23 protein-coding genes and 1 pseudogene are annotated in these 25,917 nt (G+C 72.7%); 16 read left to right on the forward strand and 8 right to left on the reverse strand.

Features of this window, described 5'->3' with window-relative positions; genetic code table 11:
* The first annotated feature begins 131 nt into the window (after positions 1-131).
* Both ALMP_RS01305 and ALMP_RS01310 read left to right on the forward strand, forming a co-directional pair.
* Complete coding sequence (locus tag ALMP_RS01305) at positions 132-1,520, forward strand: cystathionine beta-synthase (protein ID WP_264924014.1); 1,389 nt, start codon at positions 132-134, stop codon at positions 1,518-1,520.
* A gap of 381 nt (positions 1,521-1,901) precedes the next feature.
* A complete protein-coding gene (locus ALMP_RS01310; RefSeq protein WP_264924016.1) occupies positions 1,902-2,306 on the forward strand; it encodes a DUF6924 domain-containing protein in 405 nt (134 codons plus the stop codon).
* Between the two features lie 70 nt (positions 2,307-2,376).
* Here the strand turns inward: ALMP_RS01310 and ALMP_RS01315 are convergent, their stop codons facing one another.
* The gene (locus ALMP_RS01315; RefSeq protein ID WP_264924018.1) at positions 2,377-2,814 is read right to left on the reverse strand and encodes a hypothetical protein; all 438 of its coding nucleotides are present in this window, start codon (positions 2,812-2,814) and stop codon (positions 2,377-2,379) included.
* A gap of 188 nt (positions 2,815-3,002) precedes the next feature.
* Between ALMP_RS01315 and ALMP_RS01320 the strand changes: the two genes are divergently transcribed.
* Positions 3,003-3,869: a MurR/RpiR family transcriptional regulator gene (locus ALMP_RS01320; RefSeq protein ID WP_264924019.1), complete on the forward strand. Its 867-nt coding sequence runs from the start codon at positions 3,003-3,005 to the stop codon at positions 3,867-3,869.
* Positions 3,870-4,049: 180 nt separating this feature from the next.
* Positions 4,050-4,634, forward strand: coding sequence for a hypothetical protein (locus ALMP_RS01325; protein ID WP_264924020.1), 585 nt, complete (start codon positions 4,050-4,052; stop codon positions 4,632-4,634).
* Between the two features lie 122 nt (positions 4,635-4,756).
* Here ALMP_RS01325 and ALMP_RS01330 read toward each other — a convergent pair whose 3' ends face one another.
* The 4 genes from ALMP_RS01330 to ALMP_RS01345 are packed head-to-tail and all read right to left on the reverse strand — an operon-like array spanning position 4,757 to position 6,898.
* Positions 4,757-5,131 (reverse strand): hypothetical protein, encoded by a 375-nt coding sequence (locus tag ALMP_RS01330; protein ID WP_264924021.1) that lies wholly within the window; start codon positions 5,129-5,131, stop codon positions 4,757-4,759.
* Between the two features lie 15 nt (positions 5,132-5,146).
* The gene (locus ALMP_RS01335; protein ID WP_264924022.1) at positions 5,147-5,638 is read right to left on the reverse strand and encodes a roadblock/LC7 domain-containing protein; all 492 of its coding nucleotides are present in this window, start codon (positions 5,636-5,638) and stop codon (positions 5,147-5,149) included.
* Positions 5,639-5,672: 34 nt separating this feature from the next.
* Positions 5,673-6,497 (reverse strand): transcriptional regulator, encoded by an 825-nt coding sequence (locus ALMP_RS01340; RefSeq protein WP_264924023.1) that lies wholly within the window; start codon positions 6,495-6,497, stop codon positions 5,673-5,675.
* Complete coding sequence (locus ALMP_RS01345) at positions 6,494-6,898, reverse strand: hypothetical protein (RefSeq protein ID WP_264924024.1); 405 nt, start codon at positions 6,896-6,898, stop codon at positions 6,494-6,496. The genes ALMP_RS01340 and ALMP_RS01345 overlap by 4 nt, the downstream gene beginning before the upstream one ends.
* Positions 6,899-7,343: 445 nt before the next feature.
* Between ALMP_RS01345 and hutU the strand changes: the two genes are divergently transcribed.
* The 4 genes from hutU to hutI all read left to right on the forward strand — a co-directional run bounded on the left by hutU (position 7,344) and on the right by hutI (position 12,836).
* Entirely contained in the window at positions 7,344-9,008 is a 1,665-nt protein-coding gene (hutU, locus tag ALMP_RS01350; RefSeq protein WP_264924026.1) for a urocanate hydratase, read from the forward strand.
* On the forward strand, positions 9,005-10,222 hold the full coding sequence (locus ALMP_RS01355; RefSeq protein WP_264924027.1) for an allantoate amidohydrolase: 1,218 nt from the start codon (positions 9,005-9,007) through the stop codon (positions 10,220-10,222). Before hutU ends, ALMP_RS01355 begins: the two co-directional genes overlap by 4 nt.
* Positions 10,219-11,592 carry a formimidoylglutamate deiminase gene (locus tag ALMP_RS01360; protein WP_264924028.1) on the forward strand — a complete coding sequence of 458 codons (1,374 nt, stop codon included), beginning with the start codon at positions 10,219-10,221 and terminating at the stop codon, positions 11,590-11,592. The genes ALMP_RS01355 and ALMP_RS01360 overlap by 4 nt, the downstream gene beginning before the upstream one ends.
* A 71-nt stretch (positions 11,593-11,663) precedes the next feature.
* Entirely contained in the window at positions 11,664-12,836 is a 1,173-nt protein-coding gene (gene hutI / locus ALMP_RS01365) for an imidazolonepropionase (RefSeq protein WP_264924030.1), read from the forward strand.
* Between the two features lie 149 nt (positions 12,837-12,985).
* On the opposite strand, the pseudogene ALMP_RS01370 reads toward hutI, so the two are convergent.
* Both ALMP_RS01370 and ALMP_RS01375 read right to left on the reverse strand, forming a co-directional pair.
* Positions 12,986-13,879: pseudogene (locus tag ALMP_RS01370) on the reverse strand (DMT family transporter); the annotation flags it as partial.
* 212 nt (positions 13,880-14,091) lie between these two features.
* Positions 14,092-15,033, reverse strand: coding sequence for an RNA polymerase sigma factor SigF (locus ALMP_RS01375; RefSeq protein WP_264924032.1), 942 nt, complete (start codon positions 15,031-15,033; stop codon positions 14,092-14,094).
* Positions 15,034-15,272: 239 nt separating this feature from the next.
* Here ALMP_RS01375 and ALMP_RS01380 point away from each other — a divergent pair, with 239 nt between their 5' ends.
* The 6 genes from ALMP_RS01380 (at position 15,273) to ALMP_RS01405 (ending at position 21,831) form a co-directional block, all read left to right on the forward strand.
* Positions 15,273-15,662, forward strand: coding sequence for an STAS domain-containing protein (locus tag ALMP_RS01380; RefSeq protein WP_264924033.1), 390 nt, complete (start codon positions 15,273-15,275; stop codon positions 15,660-15,662).
* Between the two features lie 432 nt (positions 15,663-16,094).
* Positions 16,095-16,577 carry an ATP-binding protein gene (locus ALMP_RS01385; protein WP_264924034.1) on the forward strand — a complete coding sequence of 161 codons (483 nt, stop codon included), beginning with the start codon at positions 16,095-16,097 and terminating at the stop codon, positions 16,575-16,577.
* A gap of 453 nt (positions 16,578-17,030) precedes the next feature.
* A complete protein-coding gene (gene serS / locus ALMP_RS01390; RefSeq protein ID WP_264924035.1) occupies positions 17,031-18,464 on the forward strand; it encodes a serine--tRNA ligase in 1,434 nt (477 codons plus the stop codon).
* Between the two features lie 149 nt (positions 18,465-18,613).
* Positions 18,614-19,297 (forward strand): LPXTG cell wall anchor domain-containing protein, encoded by a 684-nt coding sequence (locus ALMP_RS01395; protein WP_264924036.1) that lies wholly within the window; start codon positions 18,614-18,616, stop codon positions 19,295-19,297.
* A 75-nt stretch (positions 19,298-19,372) separates the two neighbouring features.
* Positions 19,373-20,476: a hypothetical protein gene (locus tag ALMP_RS01400; RefSeq protein ID WP_264924113.1), complete on the forward strand. Its 1,104-nt coding sequence runs from the start codon at positions 19,373-19,375 to the stop codon at positions 20,474-20,476.
* A gap of 71 nt (positions 20,477-20,547) precedes the next feature.
* The gene (locus ALMP_RS01405) at positions 20,548-21,831 is read left to right on the forward strand and encodes a hypothetical protein (RefSeq protein ID WP_264924114.1); all 1,284 of its coding nucleotides are present in this window, start codon (positions 20,548-20,550) and stop codon (positions 21,829-21,831) included.
* 127 nt (positions 21,832-21,958) lie between these two features.
* On the opposite strand, the gene ALMP_RS01410 is transcribed toward ALMP_RS01405, so the two are convergent.
* Positions 21,959-23,455: an oligopeptide:H+ symporter gene (locus tag ALMP_RS01410; protein ID WP_264924038.1), complete on the reverse strand. Its 1,497-nt coding sequence runs from the start codon at positions 23,453-23,455 to the stop codon at positions 21,959-21,961.
* A 348-nt stretch (positions 23,456-23,803) separates the two neighbouring features.
* Here ALMP_RS01410 and ALMP_RS01415 point away from each other — a divergent pair, with 348 nt between their 5' ends.
* Together ALMP_RS01415 and ALMP_RS01420 are read left to right on the forward strand one after the other, a co-directional pair.
* Positions 23,804-24,481, forward strand: a complete 678-nt coding sequence (locus ALMP_RS01415) for a response regulator transcription factor (protein ID WP_264924039.1) — start codon at positions 23,804-23,806, stop codon at positions 24,479-24,481.
* Positions 24,482-24,611: 130 nt separating this feature from the next.
* Positions 24,612-25,886 (forward strand): ATP-binding protein, encoded by a 1,275-nt coding sequence (locus ALMP_RS01420; protein WP_264924040.1) that lies wholly within the window; start codon positions 24,612-24,614, stop codon positions 25,884-25,886.
* Positions 25,887-25,917 lie beyond the last annotated feature (31 nt).

The following is a 25,917-nucleotide window of genomic DNA, read 5'->3' on the forward strand; positions in this document are numbered from 1 at the left end:
TTGTGTCCGTACACCCACTCCTTGCCCCGTAAGGACCGTCGGCCAATCTCAGCAGCGAGTGAACGTCACGGCCGGGCCGTAGGCTGGCGGGACCACTAAGACCACTGTTTTGCAAGCAACCGGAGACAACGGTGCAATTCCACGACTCGATGATCAGCCTCGTCGGCAACACCCCGCTGGTGAAGCTCAACCATGTCACCCAGGGCATCAAGGCGACCGTGCTGGCCAAGGTGGAGTACTTCAACCCGGGCGGTTCCGTGAAGGACCGCATCGCCCTGCGCATGATCGAGGCGGCCGAGCAGAGCGGGGAGCTCAAGCCGGGCGGCACCATCGTCGAGCCGACCAGCGGCAACACCGGTGTGGGGCTCGCCATCGTCGCGCAGCAGAAGGGGTACAAGTGCATCTTCGTGTGCCCCGACAAGGTGAGCACTGACAAGATCAACGTGCTGCGGGCGTACGGCGCCGAGGTCGTCGTCTGCCCGACGGCCGTGGACCCGGAGCACCCGGACTCCTACTACAACGTGTCCGACCGGCTGGTGCGCGAGACGCCGGGCGCGTGGAAGCCCGACCAGTACTCCAACCCCAACAACCCGCTCTCCCACTACCACTCCACCGGCCCGGAGCTGTGGGAGCAGACGGACGGAAGGATCACCCACTTCGTGACGGGTGTCGGCACCGGCGGCACCATCTCCGGCACCGGGCGCTACCTGAAGGACGTCAGCGACGGCCGGGTGAAGGTCATCGGCGCCGACCCCGAGGGCTCGGTGTACTCCGGCGGCTCGGGGCGGCCGTATCTCGTCGAGGGCGTCGGTGAGGACTTCTGGCCGACCGCCTACGACCGGACCGTCGCGGACGAGATCGTGCCGGTCTCCGACAAGGACTCCTTCCAGATGACGCGCCGCCTGGCCAAGGAGGAGGGGCTGCTGGTCGGCGGCTCCTGCGGCATGGCCGTCGTGGCGGCGCTGCGGGTGGCCGAGCGGCTCGGTGAGGACGACGTCGTGGTCGTGCTGCTGCCCGACAGCGGCCGCGGCTACCTCAGCAAGATCTTCAACGACGAGTGGATGGCCGACTACGGCTTCCTGGAGGACGAGGGCCCCAGCGCGCGCGTCGCCGACGTCCTCAACGACAAGGTGGCCGGCGCCATCCCGTCCCTCGTCCACATGCACCCCGAGGAGACCGTCGGCCAGGCCATCGAAGTGCTGCGCGAGTACGGCGTCTCGCAGATGCCGGTCGTCAAGCCGGGCGCGGGGCACCCCGACGTCATGGCGGCGGAGGTCGTCGGCTCGGTCGTGGAACGCGAGCTGCTGGACGCCCTGTTCAGCAAGAAGGCCTCGCTGGCCGACCCGCTGGAGAAGCACATGTCCGCCCCGCTCCCGCAGGTCGGCTCCGGCGAGCCGGTCGGAGACCTGATGTCCGTCCTGGGCACCGCGGACGCGGCGATCGTCCTCGTCGAGGGCAAGCCCACCGGCGTCGTCAGCCGCCAGGACCTGCTGGCCTTCCTCGCCAAGGGCGGGAAGTAGCTTTCGGGGCCCGGAAGGGAAACCTCCGGCAAACCTGCGGTGAACCGGCCCGTCGAGCGGTGAACTTCCGTCGGCCCGACGCGGTGTCGGACTTCGCGGAAGTGGTACGAGCGCGTCACGTCCGCGCAGCACACGCTTAACACGGGTCCGGCACATTTGGGGGTGTCGGCAGGGCGGGAGCGGCTCCCCGCCCCGGCCGGCACCGAAACGGCGTCACGGACCTCCGGAGCGGCTCCCGGACCTCCACAGGCGCCATGGACGCGAAGGCCCGGCCTGACCCGGCCCGCGTCCCTCGCGGGGACCGCCGTCGTCCCGCCCCCCGGTGACGGGGGTGCGGCGGTCCCCGCGCACGACTTCCGCCCGGCATGAGAGCATCCCGGGATGCCCCTGCCCCGCCCCCGTGACCTCACCTCGCTCGTGCTGCGCACCGACTTCGCCGACGACGCGGCCTGGGAGGCGCTGCGCGCCGCGTTCGACGAGGACCACGCCACCTTCGTCAGCGACCCCCGCTTCGCGGACGTGGGCATTGCCGCGCTGATGCACGAGGACAACGCCGCCGCCGAGGACGAGAAGCTCGTCCACCTGTTCCTCGCGGACGCCGCCGCCCTGGCCGACCCGCGGCACCACCTGCTGGCCGTCGACCTCTACGACGAGCCGGGACGGACCTTCCGAGTGCCGCCGGACCGGTTCCCGGACGTCTCCGCGAACCTGTGCCTGGCCAACCTCGACTTCGAGGACTACGCCGACAGCGTCGACGAGACGGGCACGTTCCGCGGCTTCCGGTGACGGTGGGCCGTCGGGCCGTCAGCCGGTGGGAAGCCGGTCGGCGGGCCGTCGGGCCGTCGGCCGGAGACCGTCAGTCCTTCCAGTCGTCGTCCCGGTCGGAGCCGCGGCGGCGCAGGCCGAACAGGCCGGGGCTGGTGCGCGCGGCCTGCACGACGTTGACGCCGACGATGCCCACCCAGGTGACCAGCAGGCCCGGCAGATGGGCGGTGCCGGCGCCGATCGCGGAGAGCGGCACCGCGAGCACCAGCGACACGATGCCGAAGCCGAAGCGCTCGCCCCAGGAGTCCGTCGCCCCCGGGGAGCGGCTGTCGCGGGCCGCCGCCATCTGCGATTCCGCGAACTGGCGGCGCACCCGGCGCTCCACCGCGGCGTCGACGCGCTGGTCGACCTTCTCCAGGAAGGAGTCCACCAGCGCGGACTCGTACTCCTCGCCCAACTCCCTGCGGGCCTGGAGGCTGGCGTCGAGTTCCCTCTTCAGCTCGGTGTCCCGTGCTTCCATTCCGGTCATGCCGTTCACGGTAGGGAGCGGCCGGGCCGGGGGCACTGGGGTTAGCCCCCCTCTTCGTACGGGTGGGAGCCGCCCCTGATCACCAGGGTGGGGATGAGGGTCCGCAGTCCGGACGCCTTGCCTGGCTGCATAGTGTCATGCAGAGTTCTTGGTGAGTGAATAGGTCGTCGATGGAGGGGGAGCGGGGCATGAGCGGGGACAGGGACACCGGGGTGGGCGTGACGGACAGCCCCGCCGCACGCCTCCAGGCGCTCTTCGAGGGGCACCGGCTGACGCCCACCCAGCGCCGTATCGCGCACAGCATGGTGCGGCGCGCCGCCGACGTGCCGTTCCTCTCCAGCGTCGAACTCGCCGAACTGGCCGGCGTCAGCCAGCCCTCCGTCACCCGGTTCGCCGTCGCCCTCGGCTTCGACGGCTACCCGGCGCTGCGCAGGCACCTGCGCGAGGTCGCGCCCGCCGAGCAGACGGCGGACGCGCGCGCGTACAACGAATACCAGCAGGCCGTCGAGGCCGAGATCGAGAACCTGCGCCACCTCGCCGAGGTGCTCGCCGACCCCCGGCCGGTGCGGCGGGCGGGGCGGCTGCTCGCGGCGTCGCGTCCGCTGCCCGTCCTCGGCCTGCGGGCCGCCGCCGCCCAGGCGTACGGCTTCGCGTACTTCGCCGCCAAGGTCCACCCGGACGTCCGGCTGCTGCACGAGGGCGGCTCGATGCTGCACGACCGCGTCGACGCCGCAGTACGCGCCGGTGCCTCCGCCCTGCTCTGCTTCGCGCTGCCCCGCCACCCCCGTGAGGTCGTCGACGCCCTCTCCTACGCCAAGGAGGCCGGGCTGACGGTGGTGACGGTCGCGGACTCCGCGTTCGCGCCGGTCGCCAAGGTGTCCGACCTGCTGCTGCCGGCGGCCGTCGGCACCGGGCTCGCCTTCGACACCGCGTGCGCGCCGATGCTGCTCGGGCGGGTGCTGCTGGAGGCGATGTGCGACGACCTGCCGGAGGCGCAGGCCCGGCTGGAGGAGTTCGACGCGAAGGCGGCGGCGCGCGGGCTGTTCGTCGAATGACACCCCCGGCGCCCGCGACACCGGCGACATCCGCGGCACTCTCGGCGGCCCGGCGGCCCCGATGTCCCGCTCGTCGCTCTCAGACTCGTCTCACGTTCGCTCGATAATCTGCTCGACCACACCCCTGTGGTGTCTGTCGGAAGTGTGTCGAGTCGTGTCGAGACGACGAGGAGGCGGATCGTGGCACGTGGAGGTCAGGGACTGGCTCGGGTGGCCGTCGTCGTACGGGCCGGTGCGGCGCCCCTGTGGTGGCTCGGGGTGCTCGCGGCGGGCGTCGGCGTCCTGGTGCCGGGTGTCACCGGGCGGCGCATCGGCGTGATGGCCGGGGCGGCGCTGTTCATCGTCGCGACGGCGGTGGTGGCGCTGGCGCGCCGCAAGCGGTACACCGTCCTCGCCCGGGCGGCGGTCCGCGCGGGCAAGCACGATGTGCTCCAGGACCGCGGGGAGACCGTCCGCGACTGGCGCCGCGGTCACCGCTGGTGGCTGCTGCTCGCCTGCGCCGCCGCGCTGGGCTGCGCGTTCGCCGTGCCGGCCGCGGGCGGCATGCTGCTCGCCGGGTGCGGTGCGGGGCTCTGGCTGAAGGCCGCCTGGCTGGGGCGGCGCGAGCGGGTCGAGGGCGCCCTGCTGTGGGTGCGCGTCGACTGGCTCGCGGGCAACGGCGGCCGTCCGGCCGGCAAGGCGGTCAAGTCCTACCGCAGCACGGGCATCGCGGCCGGCGACGCGGCCCCCGGAGGAGCACGCCGCCGCACCGCGGCACTCGTCTAGCGGGTCCAGCGGGTCCAGCGGGTTCAGTGGATCCAGCGGGTCCAGCGGGTCCAGTGGATTCAGGGGGTCACCGGATGCCGGACGTCGGGCGTCTCAGCCGGACGTCGGGCGTCCGACCGGTCTCAGACCTCCAGATCCCCCTCGATCCTCCGCAACTGGTGGCGGGCCATCGCCAGATTGGCCCGCTTGGCGTCCAGCACCAGGTACAGGAAGAGCCCGTTGCCGCCGCGCCCGCTGATCAGACGGATCAGGTGGTACTGGTCGGACAGCGTGATCAGGATGTCCTCGATCTGCGCCTTCAGCCCGAGGTGCTCCATGGTGCGCATCTTGGCGCGCACCACGTCGGTGTTGCCGGCGGCGGCGACGTTGAGGTCGAAGCTCTTGCTGCCGCCCATCGTGCCCAGCGCCATGCCGCTGGTGTAGTCGACGAGCGCGACGCCGGTGGCGCCCTCGATGGAGGCCAGCGCTTCCTTCAGCGCGGTTTCCGTGTTGGCCATGAGTGTGGATTCCTCTCAACTTTCCGTGGTGGTGCGCGCGTTGGTGGTGGCTGTGGTGCGCGCCGTTCTTGGTCGTGAGGGCAACCTGGACGGCGACCGTGCGGGCGCCGGCTCCCGGACCGGGGCGGCCCGCTGCTCCGCCGCGTCGACGATCGCCCCGATCCGGGCCCCCGTCCGCCGGCCCTCCAGGTGCAGGCGTCCGACGTTGACCCGGTCCTGCGCGAGCACTGTCAGCACGGCGGTCCGGCCGGCCGCGTACGTCGCGACGTAGCCGTTCTCGCCGCGCACGAGCAGCTCACGGAAGTCGCCGCGGCCGGTGGTGTCCGCCATCCGCAGGGCGACCGCGAGGGCCGTCGCGGTGAGCGCGGCCATGCCCTCCGGTTCGACGCCGGGCGTGTCGTGGGCGAGGACCAGGCCGTCCACGCCCGCCGCGAGCACGCCGGTCACCTGCGGGACACGGGTCCGCAGCCGTCGCAGCTCGTCGGCGATCTCGGGTGCGGCCGTCATCAGCTCGCTCCTCTCGGCGCGTGGTCGCTGCCGTTCAAAGGGCCTCCAGCGCATCCCTGAGCCTCTTCAGCAAGGTGATGTCGGGGTCGTCGACCCGGGGCAGGGCCAGGTCGGGCGGGGGCGGCGGGACGGGCGGCGGGAACCGCGCCGTCACCAGCCCGGCGGCCGCCAGCCGACGGACCTCGACCAGCGTGGGGAAGGCCCGCCGGCCCAGCTCCCGGGCGATGCCGGACGCGGTGCGCACACCGTCCACCAGCGCCAGCACGCCCCGCTGCCGGGCGGTGAGCGGCGGTGCGGCGACGGGCTCGGTCGGCAGCAGCGGCGCGCTGTCCGGCAGGGGGTCCGGCCACAGGCGGTCCAGCAGCGCGCGGCGGCGCAGCGTCTCGCGCTCCAGCACATCGACCGGGACCGGCCGCAGCACGCCGAACCAGTGCCCGGTGCCGTACCGGAAGTGGCCGGGCGTGCTGCTGGGGGCGAGGGCGAAGTACGCGGCGTCGTACAGCGCCCCCAGGTGGCACAGCTCCAGGGCGCCCCGCCCGATCCGGCCGGACTCCAGCAGCAGCCGGGCCGCGCCCGCCTTCTCGTCGGCCCGCTCCACCGCCTCCCGCCAGGTCGCGGCGTCGAGCGTGCCGTGTGCGCACAGCAGCACCTCCAGGCCGGGGGAGAGCGGGCTCTCCGCGTGCACCACACGGCCCTCGACGAGGTGCAGCGCGCCGCGCTCGCGCTCCAGTACGCCGGTGGCGCCCTCGGCGGCGAGCCGCCTGAGCATCGGCGAGAGCCCGCCGCCCGCGTTCTCCCGGGCCGCCGTCCTGTCCCGCACCGGCAGCCGGGGCGGTGGGGTGGTCCCCACGACGGTCATCCCAGCACCAGCCGTCCGGCCATCTCGCCCAGCCGGATGCGGGCCAGCGCGAGATTGCCGTCCGACCGGCCCAGCCACACGTGCAGGAACACGCTGCTGTCGAAGGACGTGGGCACGAACCGCAGCACGTGGTAGCTGTCCCGGTTGCTGATGATCAGGTCCTCGACCGGGGGATCGGTGGCCTCCGCCGCCTCGCCGCCGTGGTTCTCGGGGGTGAACGCCCGCTGCTCGGCCGTCAGCCGCGCGACTTCCGCGGCCTCGGCCGCGGCGGCCTCGTGGTCGCCGCCCGGGAACTCCCCGACCGCGCCCAGGGCCAGTCCGCTGGTCCAGTCGACCAGCGCGGCTCCCCGGGCCCCGGGCAGCCGCATGGCCTCCAGGAGACACTCGTCGATTCCGGGCACCGTTGGGCTCCCCTCCCGCCTGCGGTTCGGCTGAGTGAGGAAGAAGCTACGCACCGTGTGCGCGAAGCGTGAGGCTTCTGGCATTTTCCGGCGGAACATGCGCCGGTGTGACTAAGGTGGGTCGGCTGCCCCCCCGCCTCCTTCGGCGCGCCCGTCGAGCCGGCCCCTCGCCCGCCTCGACCTGATCGCCGCGCCCACCTCCCGCCCGCTCCGACCTGAGCGTCGTGTCCGCCCCCCGGGTCTCCCCCGCCTCCTTCTGTGCGATCGCCGTGGCCGCGGATCCTCGCGACCTTGCCCGCCTCAACCCCTGTCCGCGCCGGTGTCGCCCCCGCTGCCGGTGCCTCGTCATGCCCTCGGCGTATTGACTAGCTCTATTCAGAGGTTCAGGATGTGAATAAGAGCAGCAACAGTCCGCCGGGACATCCCATCCGCAAGGAGGCAGACCATGTCAGGACCCCGCCCCGTACGAGCGCCACGCGGTACGGAACTGAGCGCCCTGGGATGGCAGCAGGAGGCCGCCCTGCGGATGCTCCAGAACAACCTCGACCCCGAGGTCGCCGAACACCCCGACAAGCTCGTCGTCTACGGCGGCACCGGGAAGGCGGCCCGCGACTGGCGCTCCTTCGACGCGATGGTGCGCACCCTGCGGACGCTGAAGCAGGACGAGACCATGCTCGTGCAGTCCGGCCGCCCGGTCGGCGTCATGCAGACCCACGAATGGGCCCCGCGCGTCCTCATCGCCAACTCCAACCTCGTCGGCGACTGGGCCACCTGGGAGGAGTTCCGCCGCCTGGAGGCCCTCGGCCTGACCATGTACGGCCAGATGACCGCCGGCTCCTGGATCTACATCGGCACCCAGGGCATCCTCCAGGGCACCTACGAGACCTTCGCCGCCGTCGCCGCGAAGAAGTTCGGCGGCTCCCTCGCCGGCACCATCACCCTCACCGCCGGACTCGGCGGCATGGGCGGCGCCCAGCCGCTCGCCGTCACCATGAACGACGGCGTCGCCCTCTGTGTCGACTGCGACCCCCGCGCCATCGAGCGCCGCATCGAGCACCGGTACCTGGACGTGCGGGCCGACTCCCTGGAACACGCCCTCCAGCTGGCCGTCGAGGCCCGCGACCAGCGCAGGCCGCTCTCCATCGGCGTCCTCGGCAACGCCGCCGACCTCGTCCCGCAGCTCCTCGCCATGGGCGCCCCCATCGACATCGTCACCGACCAGACCTCGGCCCACGACCCGCTGTCCTACCTGCCGACCGGTGTCGCCTTCGAGGACATGGCGTCCTACGCCGCCAAGGACCCGGCCGGCTTCACCACCCGCGCGCGCGAGTCGATGGCCCGGCACGTCGAGGCCATGGTCGGCTTCCAGGACGCCGGCGCCGAGGTCTTCGACTACGGCAACTCCATCCGCGGTGAGGCCCGACTCGCCGGATACGACCGGGCGTTCGCCTTCCCCGGCTTCGTCCCCGCCTACATCCGTCCCCTCTTCTGCGAGGGCAAGGGACCCTTCCGCTGGGCGGCCCTGTCGGGCGACCCCGCCGACATCGCCAAGACCGACAAGGCCATCCTGGAACTCTTCCCCGAGAACGAGTCCCTCGCCCGCTGGATCAAGCTGGCCGGCGAACGCGTCCACTTCCAGGGCCTGCCCGCCCGTATCTGCTGGCTCGGCTACGGCGAACGCGACAAGGCTGGCGAGCGGTTCAACGACATGGTCGCCGCGGGCGAGCTGGCCGCCCCGCTGGCCATCGGCCGCGACCACCTCGACTGCGGATCGGTCGCCTCGCCGTACCGGGAGACCGAGGCCATGCTGGACGGCTCCGACGCGATCGCCGACTGGCCGCTGCTGAACGCCATGGTGAACGTCGCCTCCGGCGCCTCCTGGGTCTCCCTCCACCACGGCGGCGGCGTGGGCATGGGGCGGTCCCTGCACGCCGGACAGGTGACCGTGGCCGACGGCACCAAGCTGGGCGGCGAGAAGATCCGCCGCGTCCTGACGAACGACCCCGGCATGGGCGTCATCCGCCACGTCGACGCCGGATACGACATCGCGGAGTCGGTCGCCGACGAACGCGGCGTGCGGGTGCCCATGCGTGAAGGTGACGACGCGTGACGTTCCACAGCATGTGGGCCGAGCTGCTGCCGATCGGCCGCAGCTCCGCCTCCGGCGGCTACCGCCGCTACGCCTGGACCGCCGCCGACACCGACTGCCGGGCCTGGTTCGAGGCGCAGGCCCGGACCCGGGGGCTGGCCTACGAGGTGGACCGCAACGGCAACCAGTGGGCGTGGCTCGGGGACCCGTCGGCCGGGGACGCCGTCGTCACCGGCTCGCATCTGGACTCCGTGCCCGACGGCGGCGCCTTCGACGGGCCCCTCGGCGTCGTGTCCGCCTTCGCCGCGCTCGATGAACTGCGCGCCCGCCGGGTGACGTTCACCAAGCCCCTCGCCGTCGTCAACTTCGGTGACGAGGAAGGCGCCCGCTTCGGACTCGCCTGCGTGGGCTCACGGCTCACCGCCGGACACCTCACCGCCGAGCAGGCCCACAAGCTCACCGACGGCGACGGCATCACCCTCCCCAGGGCCATGGCGGCCGCCGGACACGACCCCGACGCCATCGGACCCGACCCGGAACGGCTCGCCCGCATCGGCGCCTTCGTCGAACTCCACGTCGAACAGGGCCGCGCCCTCGACCTCAGCGGCGACCAGGTGGGCATCGCCAGCGCCATCTGGCCGCACGGCCGCTGGCGGTTCGACTTCCGCGGCGAGGCCAACCACGCCGGCACCACCCGGCTGGCCGACCGCCACGACCCCATGCTGCCGTACGCCGAGACCGTCCTCGCCGCCCGCGCCGAGGCACGGCTCGCCGGTGCCGTCGCCACCTTCGGCAAGATCTCCGTCGAGCCGAACGGCGTCAACGCCATCCCCTCCCTGGTGCGCGGCTGGCTCGACTCCCGCGCCGCCGACCAGGCCACCCTCGACACCGTGGTCGGCGGCGTGGAGAAGGCCGCCCGCCAGCACGCCGCCGCGCACGGCGTCGACCTGGACGTCGTCCGTGAGTCGTTCACCCCCGTCGTCGAGTTCGACCACGCCCTGCGCGACGAACTCGCCCGCGTCCTCGGCAAGGACACCGACCTGAAGGTCCCGGTCCTGGGCACCGGGGCCGGACACGACGCCGGAATCCTCTCCGGGAGCATCCCGACCGCCATGCTGTTCGTGCGCAACCCCACTGGTGTCTCGCACTCCCCGGCCGAGTTCGCCGCCGAGGACGACTGCGTGGCCGGGGTGCGCGCACTCGCCGACGTACTGGAAGGGCTGGCCTGCACGTGACCCCCACGCAGCGGACACGGACGTACTGGCTGGAGCACGCCTGGCTCGGCACCCACGTCGAGCCGGGCGTCGCCGTGGAGGTGACGACGAGCGGATCCGCCGCGGGGACCGACGGCCGGATCACCGCCGTCCGCACCGACACGCCCGCCCCGCCGCCCGGTGCGGAGGTGCTGCGCGGGCTGACCCTGCCCGGCCTGGCCAACGCCCACAGCCACGCCTTCCACCGCGCCCTGCGCGGCACCGTCCAGGTCGGCTCCGGCACCTTCTGGACCTGGCGCGAGGTCATGTACGCGGTCGCCGACCGGCTCACACCCGACACCTACCACGCCCTCGCGCGCGCGGTGTACGCCGAGATGGCCCTCGCCGGCATCACCGCCGTCGGCGAGTTCCACTATGTGCACCACGCCCCCGGCGGCACCCCGTACGCCGACCCCAACGCGATGGGCGAGGCCCTGATCGAGGCCGCCGCCGACGCCGGCATCCGCATCACCCTCCTCGACACCGCCTACCTGTCCTCCGGCTTCGGACAGCCGCCCACCACCCACCAGCTCCGCTTCTCCGACGGCACCGCGGACGCCTGGGCCGAACGCTGTTCACTTCTCAAGGAACGGGATCACGCGCGGATCGGGGCGGCCGTCCACTCCGTACGGGCCGTGCCCGCCGAGCAGCTGGCGACCGTGGCGCGGTGGGCCGAGGAACGCGGGGCGCCGCTGCACGTGCACCTGTCCGAGCAGACCGCAGAGAACGACGCCTGCCGTGCCGCCCACGGGTGCACCCCGACCCGGCTCCTCGCCGAGCACGGCGTCCTCGGAGCGCGCACCACCGGCGTCCACAACACCCACCTCACCGACGAGGACATCGCCCTCATCGGGGACTCCGGCACCGGCACCTGCATGTGCCCGACGACCGAACGGGACCTCGCCGACGGCATCGGCCCCGCCGTCGCCCTGCAACAGGCCGGCTCACCGCTCTCCCTCGGCTCCGACAGCCACGCCGTGATCGACCTGCTCGAAGAGTCCCGCGCGATGGAGCTCAACGAGCGGCTGCGCAGCCGCACCCGCGGCCACTGGACGGCCGCCGCCCTGCTGCGGGCCGCCTCCGCCGACGGTCACGCGGCCCTCGGCCGCCCGGACGCGGGCACCCTGGAGACCGGCGCGGCCGCCGACTTCACGACGATCGCCCTCGACTCGGTCAGGACAGCGGGCCCGCCGCCGCGGCTCGGCGCCGAGACGGCCGTCTTCGCGGCGACCGCGGCGGACGTACGGCACACGGTCGTCGCCGGCCGGCACGTCGTACGGGACGGGGCGCACACGCTCGTACCGGATGTGCCGCAGGCCCTCGCGCGGGCCGTGGCAGCCCTGCGCGCCTGACCACCGCCCCCGTCCTGGCCGACCCGGCCGCCCTGGCCGGCCCGGCCGTCCCCGCCACCGACAAGGACGTCATGAGCAGCACCGTCATCACCAACATCGCCACGCTGGTCACCAACGACCCCTCCCTCGGTGACAACTCCCCTCTCGGACTGATCCGGGACGCGGCCGTCGTCATCGACGGCGACCGCGTCGCGTGGACCGGTGAATCAAGCAAAGCACCCGCCACTGACAATCGGGTCGACGCCGGCGGCCGGGCCGTCCTGCCGGGCTTCGTCGACTCCCACTCCCACCTGGTGTTCGCGGGCGACCGGACGGAGGAGTTCAACGCCCGCATGTCCGGGCGCGGTTACACCGCCGGCGGCATCCGCACCACCGTCGCCGCGACCCGCGCCGCCACCGACGAGGAACTCGAGGCCAACCTCACCCGTTACCTCACCGAGGCCCTCCGCCAGGGCACCACCACCTTCGAGACCAAGTCCGGCTACGGCCTGACGGTCGCCGACGAGGAGCGCGCCCTGCGCCTCGCCGCCCGCCACACCGACGAGGTCACCTACCTCGGTGCCCACATCGTCTCCCCCGACTTCGCCGACGACCCCGCCGCCTACGTCGCCCTCGTCACCGGCGAGATGCTCGACGCCTGCGCCCCGCACGCCCGCTGGATCGACGTCTTCTGCGAGCAGGGCGCCTTCGACGGCGACCAGGCCCGCGCGATCCTCACGGCGGGCAAGGCCAAGGGCCTGCACCCCCGCGTCCACGCCAACCAGCTCTCCTACGGGCCCGGCGTGCAGCTCGCCGTCGAACTCGACGCCGCCAGCGCCGACCACTGCACCCACCTCACCGACGCCGACGTCGACGCCCTCGCGAACGGCGACACGGTCGCCACGCTGCTGCCCGGCGCCGAGTTCTCCACCCGCGCGACGTGGCCGGACGCCCGCCGCCTCCTCGACGCGGGCGTCACCGTCGCGCTGTCCACCGACTGCAACCCGGGCTCGTCCTTCACGTCCTCCGTCCCGTTCTGCGTCGCGCTCGCCGTGCGGGACATGCGCATGACCCCCGACGAGGCCGTCTGGGCGGCCACGGCCGGCGGCGCGGCCGCCCTGCGCCGCACGGACATCGGCCGCCTCACCCCCGGCGCCCGGGCCGACCTCACCCTCCTGGACGCGCCCAGCCACGTCCACCTGGCCTATCGGCCCGGCGTCCCCCTCGTCTCGGCGGTGTGGCGCCGGGGCGTCCGAGTCGTCTGACCACCGGCCGACCCCCGACCCGGCACCGGTCGCCCGGGCACCGCTCCGTCCTCCCCGTCACCCGTCCGCCCGGGCACCGCTCCCTGCTTCCCATCACCCGTCCGCCCGGGCGCGTCGGCGGGTTCCGGCACCGGTGCGGGCTCCCGCTTCCGGTCCGCCGCCGCGCGGCCCCACCCCGTCCCGACGAGGACGAGCACCGCGCCCGCGAGGCCGAGCAGCCCCGGGCGGTCGCCGGCCAGGGCGATGCCCACGGCCGCCGCCCACACCGGTTCCGTGCCCAGGAGCAGGCTGACCCGGGACGGGGAGGTGCGGCGGACGGCCCACATCTGCACGAAGAACGCGAACAGCGTGCAGAACACCGACAGGTACACCAGGCCCAGCCAGTCCCCGGTGTCGAAGGCGCCCGCGGCGGCCCACGGGGAGGCGCCCGTTCCCGGTGCCGCCACCAGCGCCGCGAAGACCAGTACGGCCGCGCCGAGTTGCACGGTCGTCAGGGACAGCGCGTCCGCGCCCCGCACCGACTCCATCCGGGCCATGGCCAGCACGTGCGCCGTACGGGCCACCGCGGCTCCCAGCATCAGCAGATCGCCCCCCGAGGGAGCCGTGAAACCGGCGCCCTGCGTCAGCAGCGCCACGCCCAGCACCGACAGACCGGCCGCCGCCAGGAACGGCCCCGGCAGCCGCACCCCACGCGCCCGGCTCTCCGCGAGCGGCGTGAACACCATGGTCAGGCTGATGATCAGCCCGGCGTTCGTCGCCGAGGTGTGCACGACTCCGTACGTCTCCAGCAGGAAGATCCCGGCGAGGAGCACGCCGAGCAGCCCCGCCCCGCGCAGCTGCCGTCCGTCGAGCGCGCGCAGCCGCCGCCACCCCGCCACCACCAGCACGGGCAGGACGACGGCGAAACGCAGCACCAGCACCGCCAGGACCGTGTCCGCGGTGGTGACACCCTTCGCGGCGAGGTAGCTGGACCCCCAGACGACGGCGACCAGCAGGACGGGCAGGTCGGCGAGCCGACCGAGACGCGCGGGGGTGACGGACATCGGGCTCCTCACGAGCAGAGGGCGGGGCTGGCCCAGCGGCTCTGCTGGTCAGAGGGCCGGCACAGCGTAAACGCCGGCACGGCCTGAGGTCAGCACCTTTTCTCACGACGAGGACGTCACATCACGGACACCGCACGAGGACGCCCGCCCCGACGGCAGGGGCGGGCGGTCCGCACTGGTCTTCGGGGGAGGCCCGCTGAGGGGCCGCTGCCTCACTCCTCCAGCGTCAGCCCCTTGCGCAGCCGCACCAGGGTCCGCGACAGCAGGCGCGAGACGTGCATCTGCGAGATGCCGAGTTCCTCGCCGATCTCCGACTGGGTCATGCCGGCGACGAAACGGAGGGAGAGGATCTGCCGGTCCCGGGAAGGCAGTTCGGCGATCAGCGGCTTCAACGACTCGACGTACTCGATGCCTTCGAGCCCGTGGTCCTCGTAGCCGATGCGGTCGGCGAGGGCGCCCTCGGCGTCGTCGTCCTCGGGCTGCGCGTCCAGCGAGGAGGCGGTGTAGGCGTTCGACGCGGCCATGCCCTCGACGACCTCCTCGTTGGAGATGCCGAGGCGCTCGGCCAGCTCCGCGACGGTGGGCGCGCGGTCGAGCTTCTGGGCCAGTTCGTCACCGGCCTTGGCGAGGTCGAGCCGGAGCTCCTGGAGCCGGCGCGGAACGCGCACCGACCAGGAGGTGTCACGGAAGAACCGCTTGATCTCGCCGATGATGGTTGGCATCGCGAAGGTGGGGAACTCCACACCCCGGCTGAGCTCGAAGCGGTCGATCGCCTTGATCAGACCGATCGTGCCGACCTGGATGATGTCCTCCATGGGCTCGCTGCGGGAGCGGAAGCGGGAGGCGGCGAACTTGACCAGGGCGAGGTTCAGTTCGACGAGCGTGTTGCGAACGTACGAGTACTCGTACGTGCCTTCCTCCAGCGACTCCAGCCGCTCGAAGAGGGTCTTGGACAGGGCCCGCGCGTCGACGGGACCGACCTCGTCGTACGGGGGGATCTCCGGGAGCCCGGCGAGTACGTCCGTGGCGTCGTCGGCGGGATCACTGCCCCGCTCGGCGGGGGTCCCGAGGGGATCCAGGGGGTCCGGAGGGGGTGTCGACGTCGCTGTGTGGGTATGCGGGGCGTCGAGCCGGGATGACATGATGTCCTCCATCGTTCTCGGCATATGGCTGCCGAAGCCAGTGCGTGCACTACGGTGTGCGGCGCCTCCAAAGCCGGCCGTGTCGGTTACGTGTTCCATCTAGCCCTACCTGCTTTACTCGACCGATCGCAAGTGCATTTTGTTCGGTTATGTCCGTTTGTGGGTGGTTGTTCGGCTGTTGAAGCACGCACCGAAGGCGTAGTGTTCGGGGGCGTCAGGTAGCAGTCACGAGCCTCGGGAGAAGAGACGGCATGGACCGCGGGACGGTCGGCAGCGCACAGTCTGGCCGGCTTCTGGTGGAGGTGCGGGAAGAGGGCTCCAGTGCCGTCGTGACCCCCGCCGGTGAGTTGGATCACCATACGGCCGATCTGTTGCGCGAGCCTCTCGAGGAGTGCCTCTCCAAGGGGCTGAGCCGACTGGTCATCGACTGCACCCGGCTGGAGTTCTGCGACTCCACGGGCCTGAACGTGCTGCTCGGCGCCCGCCTGAAGGCGGAGGCGGCCGGTGGCGGGGTGTATCTGGCCGGGATGCAGCCGGTGGTGGCGCGGGTCTTCGAGATCACCGGGGCGGACGCCGTCTTCTCCGTGCACGACACGCTCGCCTCGGCCCTCGCGGACAGCGGCGGGGACGGGGACGGCTGACCGGTGCCACGCCCGGCGTCCCGCGAACCTGCCCTGCCCCGGTCGACCTGTCCTGCCCCCGCCTCGGCCTGTCGTGCCCACGCCGCCGTCCCGTCGGCCTCGGCAGCCGCTCCGCGTCCCTCCCGTCTCTGCCGTGTTCACCGTGCCCGCCGTGTTCACCATGTGATTAGGGAATCCCGGGTCTTCCGCGGGCCACGGTTCCCGGGTCCGGACAGGGCGGGTCACATCCGGGCGAACGGGGGGTGTTCCGCCGGGCCCGTCGGGCAGGAGAACATCCTGAACATGTCGGTGGCACGAGTACCACGAGTACCGAGAGAGGGCGGGATGCGCAGACCGACCGTGCGACGGCCGCGGACCGTGTGTACTGACTTCTGTGGACATCCCGTCCACCGTCTCCATCGTGAACTGGTGAATCGGTGAGGTGAAGCGCTGATGAGCACCACCCGGCCTTACTCGCCGGGCGAGCGCGGCCCGGAGCCCAGCGGCGCTTCCGGAGCGTCCGCGGGTCGTCAGGTCCGCAGGCTGAGCTTCGACGGCGCCAGCGGGGTCGTTCCACTCGCCCGCGACTTCGCCCGTCAGGCGCTGTACGCGTGGGGCTGGCTGCCCGCCGCCGGCGCCGAGCAGCGGGCCGCCGCCGAGGACGTACTGCTCGTCGTCTCCGAACTGGTCACCAACGCCTGCCTGCACGCCGAGGGCCCGGACCAGCTCGTCCTCGGCTGCGACAACAAGGTCATCCGCGTCGAGGTCTCCGACCGCGGCACGGGCCAGCCGGCCCCGCGCACCCCGCACCGCGCGGGCCGTCCCGGCGGCCACGGCATGTTCATCGTGCAGCGGCTCTGCCTGGACTGGGGGGTCGTACGCAACCCGGGCGTCGCGGGCAAGACGGTCTGGGCGGAACTGGGCGCCCCCGCGTGAGGCCGCCCCCGCGTGAGCCCGCCCCCGCGTGAAGCCGCCCCCGTGTGAGCCCACCCCCACGTGAAGCCGTCGCATCGGGCCGGATGCCGGTCACGCCGATGAACCTCCGGAAATTCGTTTCTCCCCGTCCGCCCCGGCCGCCTACCCTCACCTGCAACGCGCTGACGGAGACAAGTAGCCCGGGTCCCGCGAGTGCAGAGAGCCGCCGGAAGCTGAGAAGGCGGCCTCGCGCCCCGAGGTGAATCCCCTCCCGAGTGCGGGGAGGCAATGCCCCGCCGGCCGGCCCCCGTCACCGGGCCCGAACGAGACCGCCGTACGGCCGTGCAGCAGAGTGGGCACGCGGATACGGCGGTGAAGGCGTGGTGGCACCGCGAGCACCCTCTCGCCCACGCCCCGAGGGACCACCCCGGGGCGGCCCGCGTCCGTCCCGGCCGATCGGACGGAGCGCCTGCCATGCTCGACGTCACCCTCATCCGCACCCGGCCCGACCAGGTCCGCGAGGCCCTGCGCAAACGCGCCGTGGATCTCGACGTCCCGGCCTTCCTGGCCCTGGACACCGCGTACCGCGAGGCCCGCACGGCGGTGGAGCACCTGCGCGCCGAACGCAACCGCCTCACGGCCCGCATCGCGGCCCACCACCGCGCCGCCATCGCCATCGACCCCGACACCGCGACCGCACCCGCGGCCGAGCACACAGCCGAGCACGGAACGGATCGCACAGGAGAGCACACAGCCGAGCACCGAACCGACCCAACAGAAGAGCACACAGCCGAGCACGGCCCCGCACACCGAACCACGGCCGACCCCCAGGCCCTCCGCCGCGCGGCCGCCGCTCTCGGTGTGCGCCTGGCCGACGCCGAAGCGGAACTCGCCCGGTTGGCCGCCCGCCATCAGGCGTTTCTCGACGCTCTGCCCAACCTCCCCGACGACGACGTGCCCGCGGGCGGGAAGGAGGCCAATCAGGTGGTGCGGGTCGGCGGGCGGCGGCCGGAGTTCGGCTTCGCGGCCAAGGACCACGTCCGCCTCGCGGAGGACCTCGGCCTGGTCGACCACCGGCGCGGCGCGGCGCTCGCCGGCCGCGGGCACTGGGTCTACCGGGGGCAGGGCGCCGCCCTGGAGTGGGCGCTGCTCAACCACTTCCTCGACACGCACCGCCTGGCCGGATACGAGTTCGTGCTGCCGCCGCATCTGCTGACCTACGAGGCCGGGTACACGGCCGGCCAGTTCCCCAAGTTCGCCGACGAGGTCTTCGTCACCGAGCGGGGCGAGGACGGCCGGCCCGCCCGCTTCCTCCTGCCCACCGCGGAGACCGCGCTGGTCAACCTGCACCGCGGCGAGACCCTCGACGACCGCGACCTGCCGCTCAAGTACGTGTCGTACACACCGTGCTACCGCAGGGAGGCGGGCGCCCACCGGACGGCGGAGCGCGGCACGCTGCGCGGGCACCAGTTCAACAAGGTGGAACTCGTGCAGTTCGTACGGCCCGAGGACTCGGAGCAGGCCCAGCGGGAACTCCTCGCCCGCGCCGAGGAGCTGGTCACGGGGCTCGGCCTGCACCACCGCGTCACCAAGCTCGCCGCGGGGGACACGAGCCCGGCGCAGGCGAAGACGTACGACGTCGAGGTGTGGCTGCCCAGCCTCGGGGCGTACGCGGAGGTCAGCTCGGTGTCGAACGCCCGTGCCTACCAGGCCCGGCGCGGCGGTATGCGCTACCGGCCGGCGGAGGGCGGCCGGGCGCGGTACCTGCACACCCTCAACGCCTCGGGCCTGGCGACCAGCCGGCTGCTGCCCGCACTGCTGGAGCAGCACCAGCGGGCCGACGGGACGGTGGCCGTGCCGGAGGTGCTGCGGCGCTGGGGCCTCCCCGACGTCCTCACCGCCCCCTGACGGCCCCGCCCGTCCGGTGCGCCGGATCGTCACAACTCCGGCGCACCACGTCTCTTCCTTCCTCACGGCCCCGGGCGTACCTTGACGGCTCGATCTGATGAAACGTCAGTAACAGTCGGGATGTCAGCACAGTCAGGAATGAGGGGACCGTGTCCTACCGGAAGCGAACCGCCGCGCTCGCGACTGCCGCGGCCCTGGCCGGCGCGGCGGTATGGACGGCCGCCCCCGCGGCCGTGGCCCAGGTCGTCGACGTCAGCTACTCCTGCAAGACGCCCATCGGTGACAAGAGCGCCGTCTCGCCCATCGACATCAAGGGCGTGAGGAGCGGCGACGGCTACAGGATCACCATGTCCTGGCAGAAGGGCGTCTCCTCCAGCCCGGTGGAGCTCGGCAAGGGCTCCATGAAACCGAGCGCCACGATCGAGCTGGGCGGTGCGGACAGCGGCACCCTCACCGTGACGGGCCCCGCCAACCAGACCGCCATCCCGGCCGACACGCCCATCAAGATCAGCGACCTGAGCGGCACCTACACCCCGAGGAAGACCGGCAAGGTCACCTTCACGGCCGGTGTGCTCACCATCAAGGCGCTCGGTACGACCACCACCTGCACGCCCACCGGCAGTGCCGGACCCTCGCTGACCCTCGACGTGACGGCCGCCACGGGAGGCGGAAGCGGGGGCAAGGACGGCAACGGCGGTGACGGCGACGGCGGCACGCTTCCGCAGACCGGCCCCGAGGACTCCGCGATCGCCCTCGCCACCTTCGGCGGAACGGTCCTGCTCGTCGGCGCCGCGGGCACCCTCTGGCTGACCCGCCGCCCCCGGACGCGCTGACCACCCGCTCCGCCCTGAAGGCCTGGAGCCGAGCCGCTGGAGCCGCCGATGTCGCAGAGATCGCAGAGGTCACCGATGCCGCCGACGTCGTACGCCGCCGTCCTCCGGGCGACGGCGGTCGCGCTGGCGCTGGTCCTGCTGCCCTGGGCGGCGGGGCCGGCCACCGCGGCGGACACCCCGACCGTCCGCCTGTCCACGGCCCAGGCGGGGACGGGCGGTTCGATCACCGTCAGCGGCAGCGGCTGGCGGCCGAGGGCGCTGCTGATGCTGCTGATCTGCGGGCAGGCCGAGTCGGCCAGGGGGATCGTCGGCGGCACCAACTCCTGTGCCAACGCGGACGGCCGGGCCGTCACCACCGACGCCGACGGCCGTTTCAGCCGCGCCCTGCCGGTGGCCGACCCGCCGGTGCCGTGTCCCTGCGTGGTGCACGTGGCCACCGCGACCGGGCCGAAGGCACAGGCCGACGCGGTGTTCCAGGTGGCCGGGCACCCCGTCCGGCCGCTGCCCGCCGAGCGGGCCGGGGGACGCCTGTCGGTGCTCACCAGCCCCCGCCTGGAGGGCTCCGACGGATTCCTCACCTGGTTCGGGGCCCCGCCCGCCCGCACCCTGGTCCTCACCGTCGGCAACCTCGGCACCGGGGCCGTGCGCGACCCCGTCTTCCAGGTGGGAACCGCCCACGGGGTGTTCGCCCCGCAATGGGACGAACGGCAGTGGCGCGGCAGCATCGCCCCCGGTGAGAAGGCCCGCGTCGAACTGCCCGTCGAACTCGCCGCCGGCGCCCACGGCGACTACACCGTCTCCCTGAGGTACGGCGGGAAGGTCCTCGCCGAGCAGCCGTGGGGCGTCGCCCGGCCGTGGGGCGTGACCCTGTTCTGGGTCCTGCTGTGCCTGGTGGTCCCGGCGGCCGTGTTCCGCGTCGGGATGGCGGTGGTGGACCGGGTGCGTCCGGCCCCGTCCGCCACCCGCGCGTCCCGGAGCCGGGCCGGCGTCCTCCCGTGGCGCCGGACCGCTGCCCCGGAACGGGCCCCCGCCCCCGGCCGGGCCCCCGCGCCGGCTCGGGCCTCGACCTTGCCGTGGTTCGCCCCCGACTCCGGTCCGGGCACCGCGGGCCGGCTCTCCGCACCGCACGACGCCCCTCCGACCACTCCCACGACACCCGGCAGGAAGGCAGCCCCGTGAGCAAGCGCGCGAGAGCCGAGACATCCGTATCCCGAGGACGGCGGCCGGCCGCCACCGCGGCCGTCACCGTCCTGGCCTGCGGGGCCGCCCTCCTGCTGGGCGTGGCCGTCCCGCAGGCCCAGGCCGCCGAGGTGTCCTACGCCACCCGCTGCGTCCCGCCCGCCGGCATCGGCCTGCCCGAGGTCAACGGCACCACCAAGGTGGAGATCACCGCCCCGGCCACGGCGAAGGTCGGCGACACCGTGGAGATCGTCTGGAAGTTCACCCAGGCCGCCTCCAAGAACCCCGACATCATCGATCTGCCCGCCGATTCGGTGCAGCCCTCCGGCACGCTCAAGGCGGCCGGCGCGCAGACCGCCGCCGTCGCGATGCGGGGCCCGCGCGAGAACCCGCCGATCCCCAAGGGCGGCGCCATGACCCTCTCCGAGATGAAGGGCACCCTGAAGCTGACGGCGGCCGGACAGGTGACGCTGACACCGGACGCGTACGTCGTCAACGCCCTGTCGACGGACACCAGGTGCGCGCCGACGGAGCCGGTGCAGCCGGCGGCGACCATCACCGTGACGGCGGGGGGCGGCCCGTCGAGCGGCTCCCCGTCCCCCTCCCCGTCGCCGTCCCCGAGCCAGTCCCCGTCACCGTCGCAGTCGCCGTCCCCGTCGGCCTCGCCGAGCCAGTCCCCGGCCCCCTCCCCGTCCCCTTCCGGCAGCGGCGGCGGTCAGACCGACTTCACGGGCAAGGTCGTCGACATCCCCTACACCTGCGCCTCGCCGATCGGCGAGAAGAAGGCGACCTCGCCCGTGCAGATCAACGCCCGTAGGAACGGCGGGAGCTACGACCTCACCGTGCAGTTCAAGAAATCGGTGATGGACAGCCCGATCGACATCCCCGCGAACGCCGTCAAGCCGTCGATGCAGATCGTGCTGGGCGGCTCGGACCGGGGCTCGGTGCGGGTGGAGGGCCCGACCAACGCCGCCGCGATCAAGTCGGGAGCCCCGATCGAGATCCCCGACCTGACCGGCACGTACAAGCCCGGTGCGACGGGTGAGTCGACGCTCTCGCCCGGCGTCCTGACCGTGGAGGCGCTCGGTACGACCACCACCTGCACCCCCGACCGGACGGCCGTCTCCCTCACCCTCGACACCACCGAACAGGCCAGCGGCGCCTCCGGCGGCGGCAACGGCGGCGCGGGCGGTTCCTCCTCCGCCGCGGGCGGTACGTCCACCAGCGGCGGCCTCGCGGAGACCGGCGGCGGCGACCACGGCACCCTGAAGGCCCTCGGCCTGGTCGCCGGGACGGCGATCCTGCTCGGCGGGGCGGTGTTCACCTTCATGCCGGGCCGACGCGACGCCCGCTGAACGACCCGGGCAGAACCGCAAGCCCGCAGAACCGCAGCCACACAGAAACCGCAGTCACACGGAACCGCGGAAAACACGGCAGGGCCGCCGCGACCGAAGTCACGGCGGCCCTGCCGGCGGGCCGACGTCAGTTGACGTCGCCCATGAGCTCCTTGACGCGCTTGCGGTACATCCACACCGCCGTACCGGCGATCACGGCGAGCACGGCCTCCAGGGCCACGACGCCCGTCCGGTTCAGGTCGACGCCGGCGATGGAGAGCAGACCGGTCGTGGCGTCACCGGCGGTGACCGCCAGGAACCACACGCCCATCATCTGCGAGGCGTACTTCGCGGGCGCCATCTTCGTGGTGACCGACAGGCCGACCGGGGAGAGCGTCAGCTCACCGACGGTCTGCACGAAGTAGATGCCGACCAGCCACATCGCCGCCGCCTTGTGACCGCCCTCGGCGATCGACAGCGGGGCGAGGAACAGGAAGAAGGACGCGCCGATCAGGACCAGGCCCATCGCGAACTTCACCGCGGTGCTCGGTTCCTTGCCGCGCCGCGCCAGCGCCAGCCACGCCCAGGCGAAGACCGGAGCCAGCGCCATGATCATGACCGGGTTGACCGACTGGTACCAGGAGACCGGGAACTCCCAGCCGAAGACGCTGTTGTCGGCCGAGGCCTCGGCGAACAGGGAGACGGTCGAGCCACCCTGGTCGTAGATCATCCAGAACACGGCCGCGGCGACGAAGAACCAGATGTACGCGGACATCTTCGACTGCTCGGCGCGGTCCAGCTCCTTGTCCCGCTTGATGCGGGTGATGACCATGACCGGGATGACGAGACCGGCGACGGTGATCGGGACCAGCAGCCAGTTCAGCGTGTAGTGGCCGGAGAAGCCGACGATCGCGTAGAAGACGGCCGCGACGGCCGCCCACAGCGCCGCCTTGCGCAGCGTGGCCGTCTTCTCCGCGGCGGTCATCGGCGTGGGGACGACGTCCGAGCGGGAGCTGAGGTGGCGGCCGCCGATCAGGAACTGGGCGAGGCCCAGCGCCATGCCGAGCGCGGCGAGCGCGAAGCCCAGGTGCCAGTTGACGTTCTCGCCGATGGTGCCGATGACCAGCGGGGCGGCGAAGGCGCCGAGGTTGATGCCGATGTAGAAGACGGTGAAGCCGCCGTCGCGGCGCGGGTCGTCCGGGCCGTCGTAGAGGTGGCCGACCATCGTGGAGATGTTGGCCTTCAGCAGACCGGAACCGATCGCGACCAGGCCGAGGCCGGCGTAGAAGGTGCCGGTGGCCGGCAGGGCGAGGGTGAGGTGGCCCAGCATGATGACCGCGCCCGCGACGGCGACCGTCTTGCGGGGGCCCAGGACACGGTCCGCGAACCAGCCGCCCGGGAGGGCGAGCAGGTACACGAGGGACAGGTACACCGAGTAGATCGCGGTCGCGGTGGCCGCGCTCAGGTGCAGGCCGCCCGGTGCCACCAGGTACAGCGGGAGCAGAGCCTTCATGCCGTAGTAGGAGAACCGCTCCCACATCTCGGTCATGAAGAGAGTGGCCAGTCCGCGGGGGTGGCCGAAGAAGGTCTTCCCGGAGCCGGGGGTGCCCGGACGGGCCGAGTCCTTCGTCAGGCTGGACGCCATGGTCGTTCCTTGCTGGTCGGGACGCACGGTGCGGAACCGGCGGATGTCGGCCCGCACACAAAGAAGACCTCCAGCGTCGAACGGCCGAAGGTCGTTGTGTGCTACATGCGTCTTTCACCATACGGCAGGACAGCGCCGGAAATGGAAGGACATGAGACAGGTATCACAGGTGATCATGGAGCCAGGGGCGCGGTTTCCAAGGTCCATACCAGGATGACATCTCCGGACCCCAGGTCCGTACCAGTACGGCCGGACGTCGGCGATCGGCTTGTCCGGCATGTCCACAGGTAAGAAACAGCGGTCGTCGTCACACCTCTGGGCGCGCCCCGACCGGACTACCATCGGCTCATGACCCGTGTACTGCTCGCCGAGGACGACGCGTCCATCTCGGAGCCGCTGGCCCGCGCACTGCGCCGGGAAGGGTACGAGGTCGAGGTACGTGAGGACGGACCGTCCGCGCTCGACGCCGGAATCCAGGGCGGCGTCGACCTGGTCGTGCTGGACCTCGGCCTGCCCGGCATGGACGGCCTGGAGGTCGCCCGTCGACTGCGCGCCGAGGGCCACGCCGTGCCCATCCTGATCCTGACCGCGCGCGCCGACGAGGTGGACACCGTCGTCGGTCTGGACGCGGGCGCCGACGACTACGTCACCAAGCCCTTCCGCCTCGCCGAACTGCTCGCCCGGGTCCGGGCCCTGCTTCGGCGCGGCTCCGCGGAGCCGGCCCAGCCGCCGGCCACCCACGGCGTGCGCATCGACGTCGAGTCGCACCGGGCCTGGATGGGCGACGAGGAGCTCCAGCTCACGGCCAAGGAGTTCGACCTGCTGCGGGTGCTCGTGCGGGACGCGGGACGGGTCGTCACACGGGACCAGCTGATGCGTGAGGTGTGGGACACCACATGGTGGTCCTCGACCAAGACGCTCGACATGCACATCTCCTGGCTGCGGAAGAAGTTGGGTGACGACGCGGCGAACCCTCGTTACATCGCCACCGTGCGGGGAGTCGGGTTCCGGTTCGAGAAGAGCTGAGCGCCACCCCCTGGGCGGGTCGCCCTAGGAGGTCTCCGTGGGCGGGTCGCCCAGGGGGGTCTCCCTAAGGGGGTCTCCCTCGAGGGGTCGTCCCCCCGCCCGTCCCAGAAGTCACCGCCCGGAGGGCACCGTGCGTCGCCGTCTCATCCAGTCCACCCTCGCCGTCGTGCTCGTCGTGATCGCCGTGTTCGGGGTGTCGCTCGTCATCGTCGAGACGCGGACGATCAGCAACAGCGCGCAGGAGCGGGTGGACCTGGAGGCGGCGCGGCTGGCGAGCATCGTGGACAGCCGGCTGCTGGGCGCGGGCGCCGTCGACGCGGAGGTCCTGCGCGACCAGGTCACGCAGGACCGTTACGCCGTGATCCGTATCCCCGGTCAGCGGGCCATCGAGGTCGGCACCAAGCCCGCGGGCGACGTCATCCGGGGCGAGGCGCGGGGCGAGGAGGGCGAGACCGTCGTCATCGAGGAGCCGCGTTCCTCGGTGACCCGGGAGGTCGGCCGGACCCTGCTGATCATCGCGCTGGTGGCGCTGCTCGCGGTGGTCGCCGCGGTCCTGCTGGCCATCCGCCAGGCCAACCGGCTCGCCTCCCCGCTCACCGACCTCGCCGAGACCGCCGAACGCCTCGGCTCGGGCGACCCCCGCCCCCGGCACAAGCGTTACGGCGTCCCCGAGCTGGACCGGGTCGCGGACGTGCTGGACTCCTCCGCCGAACGCATCGCCCGCATGCTCACCGCCGAGCGCCGCCTGGCCGCCGACGCCTCCCACCAGCTGCGCACCCCGCTGACCGCGCTGTCGATGCGGCTGGAGGAGATCACCGTCACCGACGACCCTGAGACGGTGAAGGAGGAGGCGACGATCGCGCTGACGCAGGTGGAACGCCTCACGGACGTCGTGGAGCGGCTGCTGACGAACTCCCGCGACCCCCGCACCGGCTCCGCCGTCACCTTCGACCTCGACGAGGTGATCCAGCAGCAGCTCGCCGAGTGGCGCCCGGCCTACCGCGGTGTGGGCCGCGCGATCGTCAGCTCCGGCAAGCGGCACCTCCAGGCGGTCGGCACCCCGGGCGCGGTCGCGCAGGTGCTGGCGGCCCTGATCGAGAACTCCCTCATGCACGGCGGTGGCACGGTCGCGCTGCGCACCCGGGTCACCGGCAACCAGGCGGTCATCGAGGTCACCGACGAGGGCCCCGGCGTCCCCGCCGACCTGGGCGCCCGTATCTTCGAGCGCGCGATCAGCGGCCGCAACTCCACGGGCATCGGGCTCGCGGTCGCCCGGGACCTGGCGGAGGCCGACGGCGGCCGGCTGGAGATGCTCCAGGCCCAGCCGCCGGTGTTCGGCCTGTTCCTGTCCAGGACCCCACCGGAGAAGAAGGCCGCGCAGGGCGATGAGCCCACGGTCAGATGAGCCGGGTCCTCCACCGATAAACCCCCGGCCG

The organism is Streptomyces sp. A012304, from assembly GCF_026008495.1.
Lineage (GTDB): Bacteria > Actinomycetota > Actinomycetes > Streptomycetales > Streptomycetaceae > Streptomyces.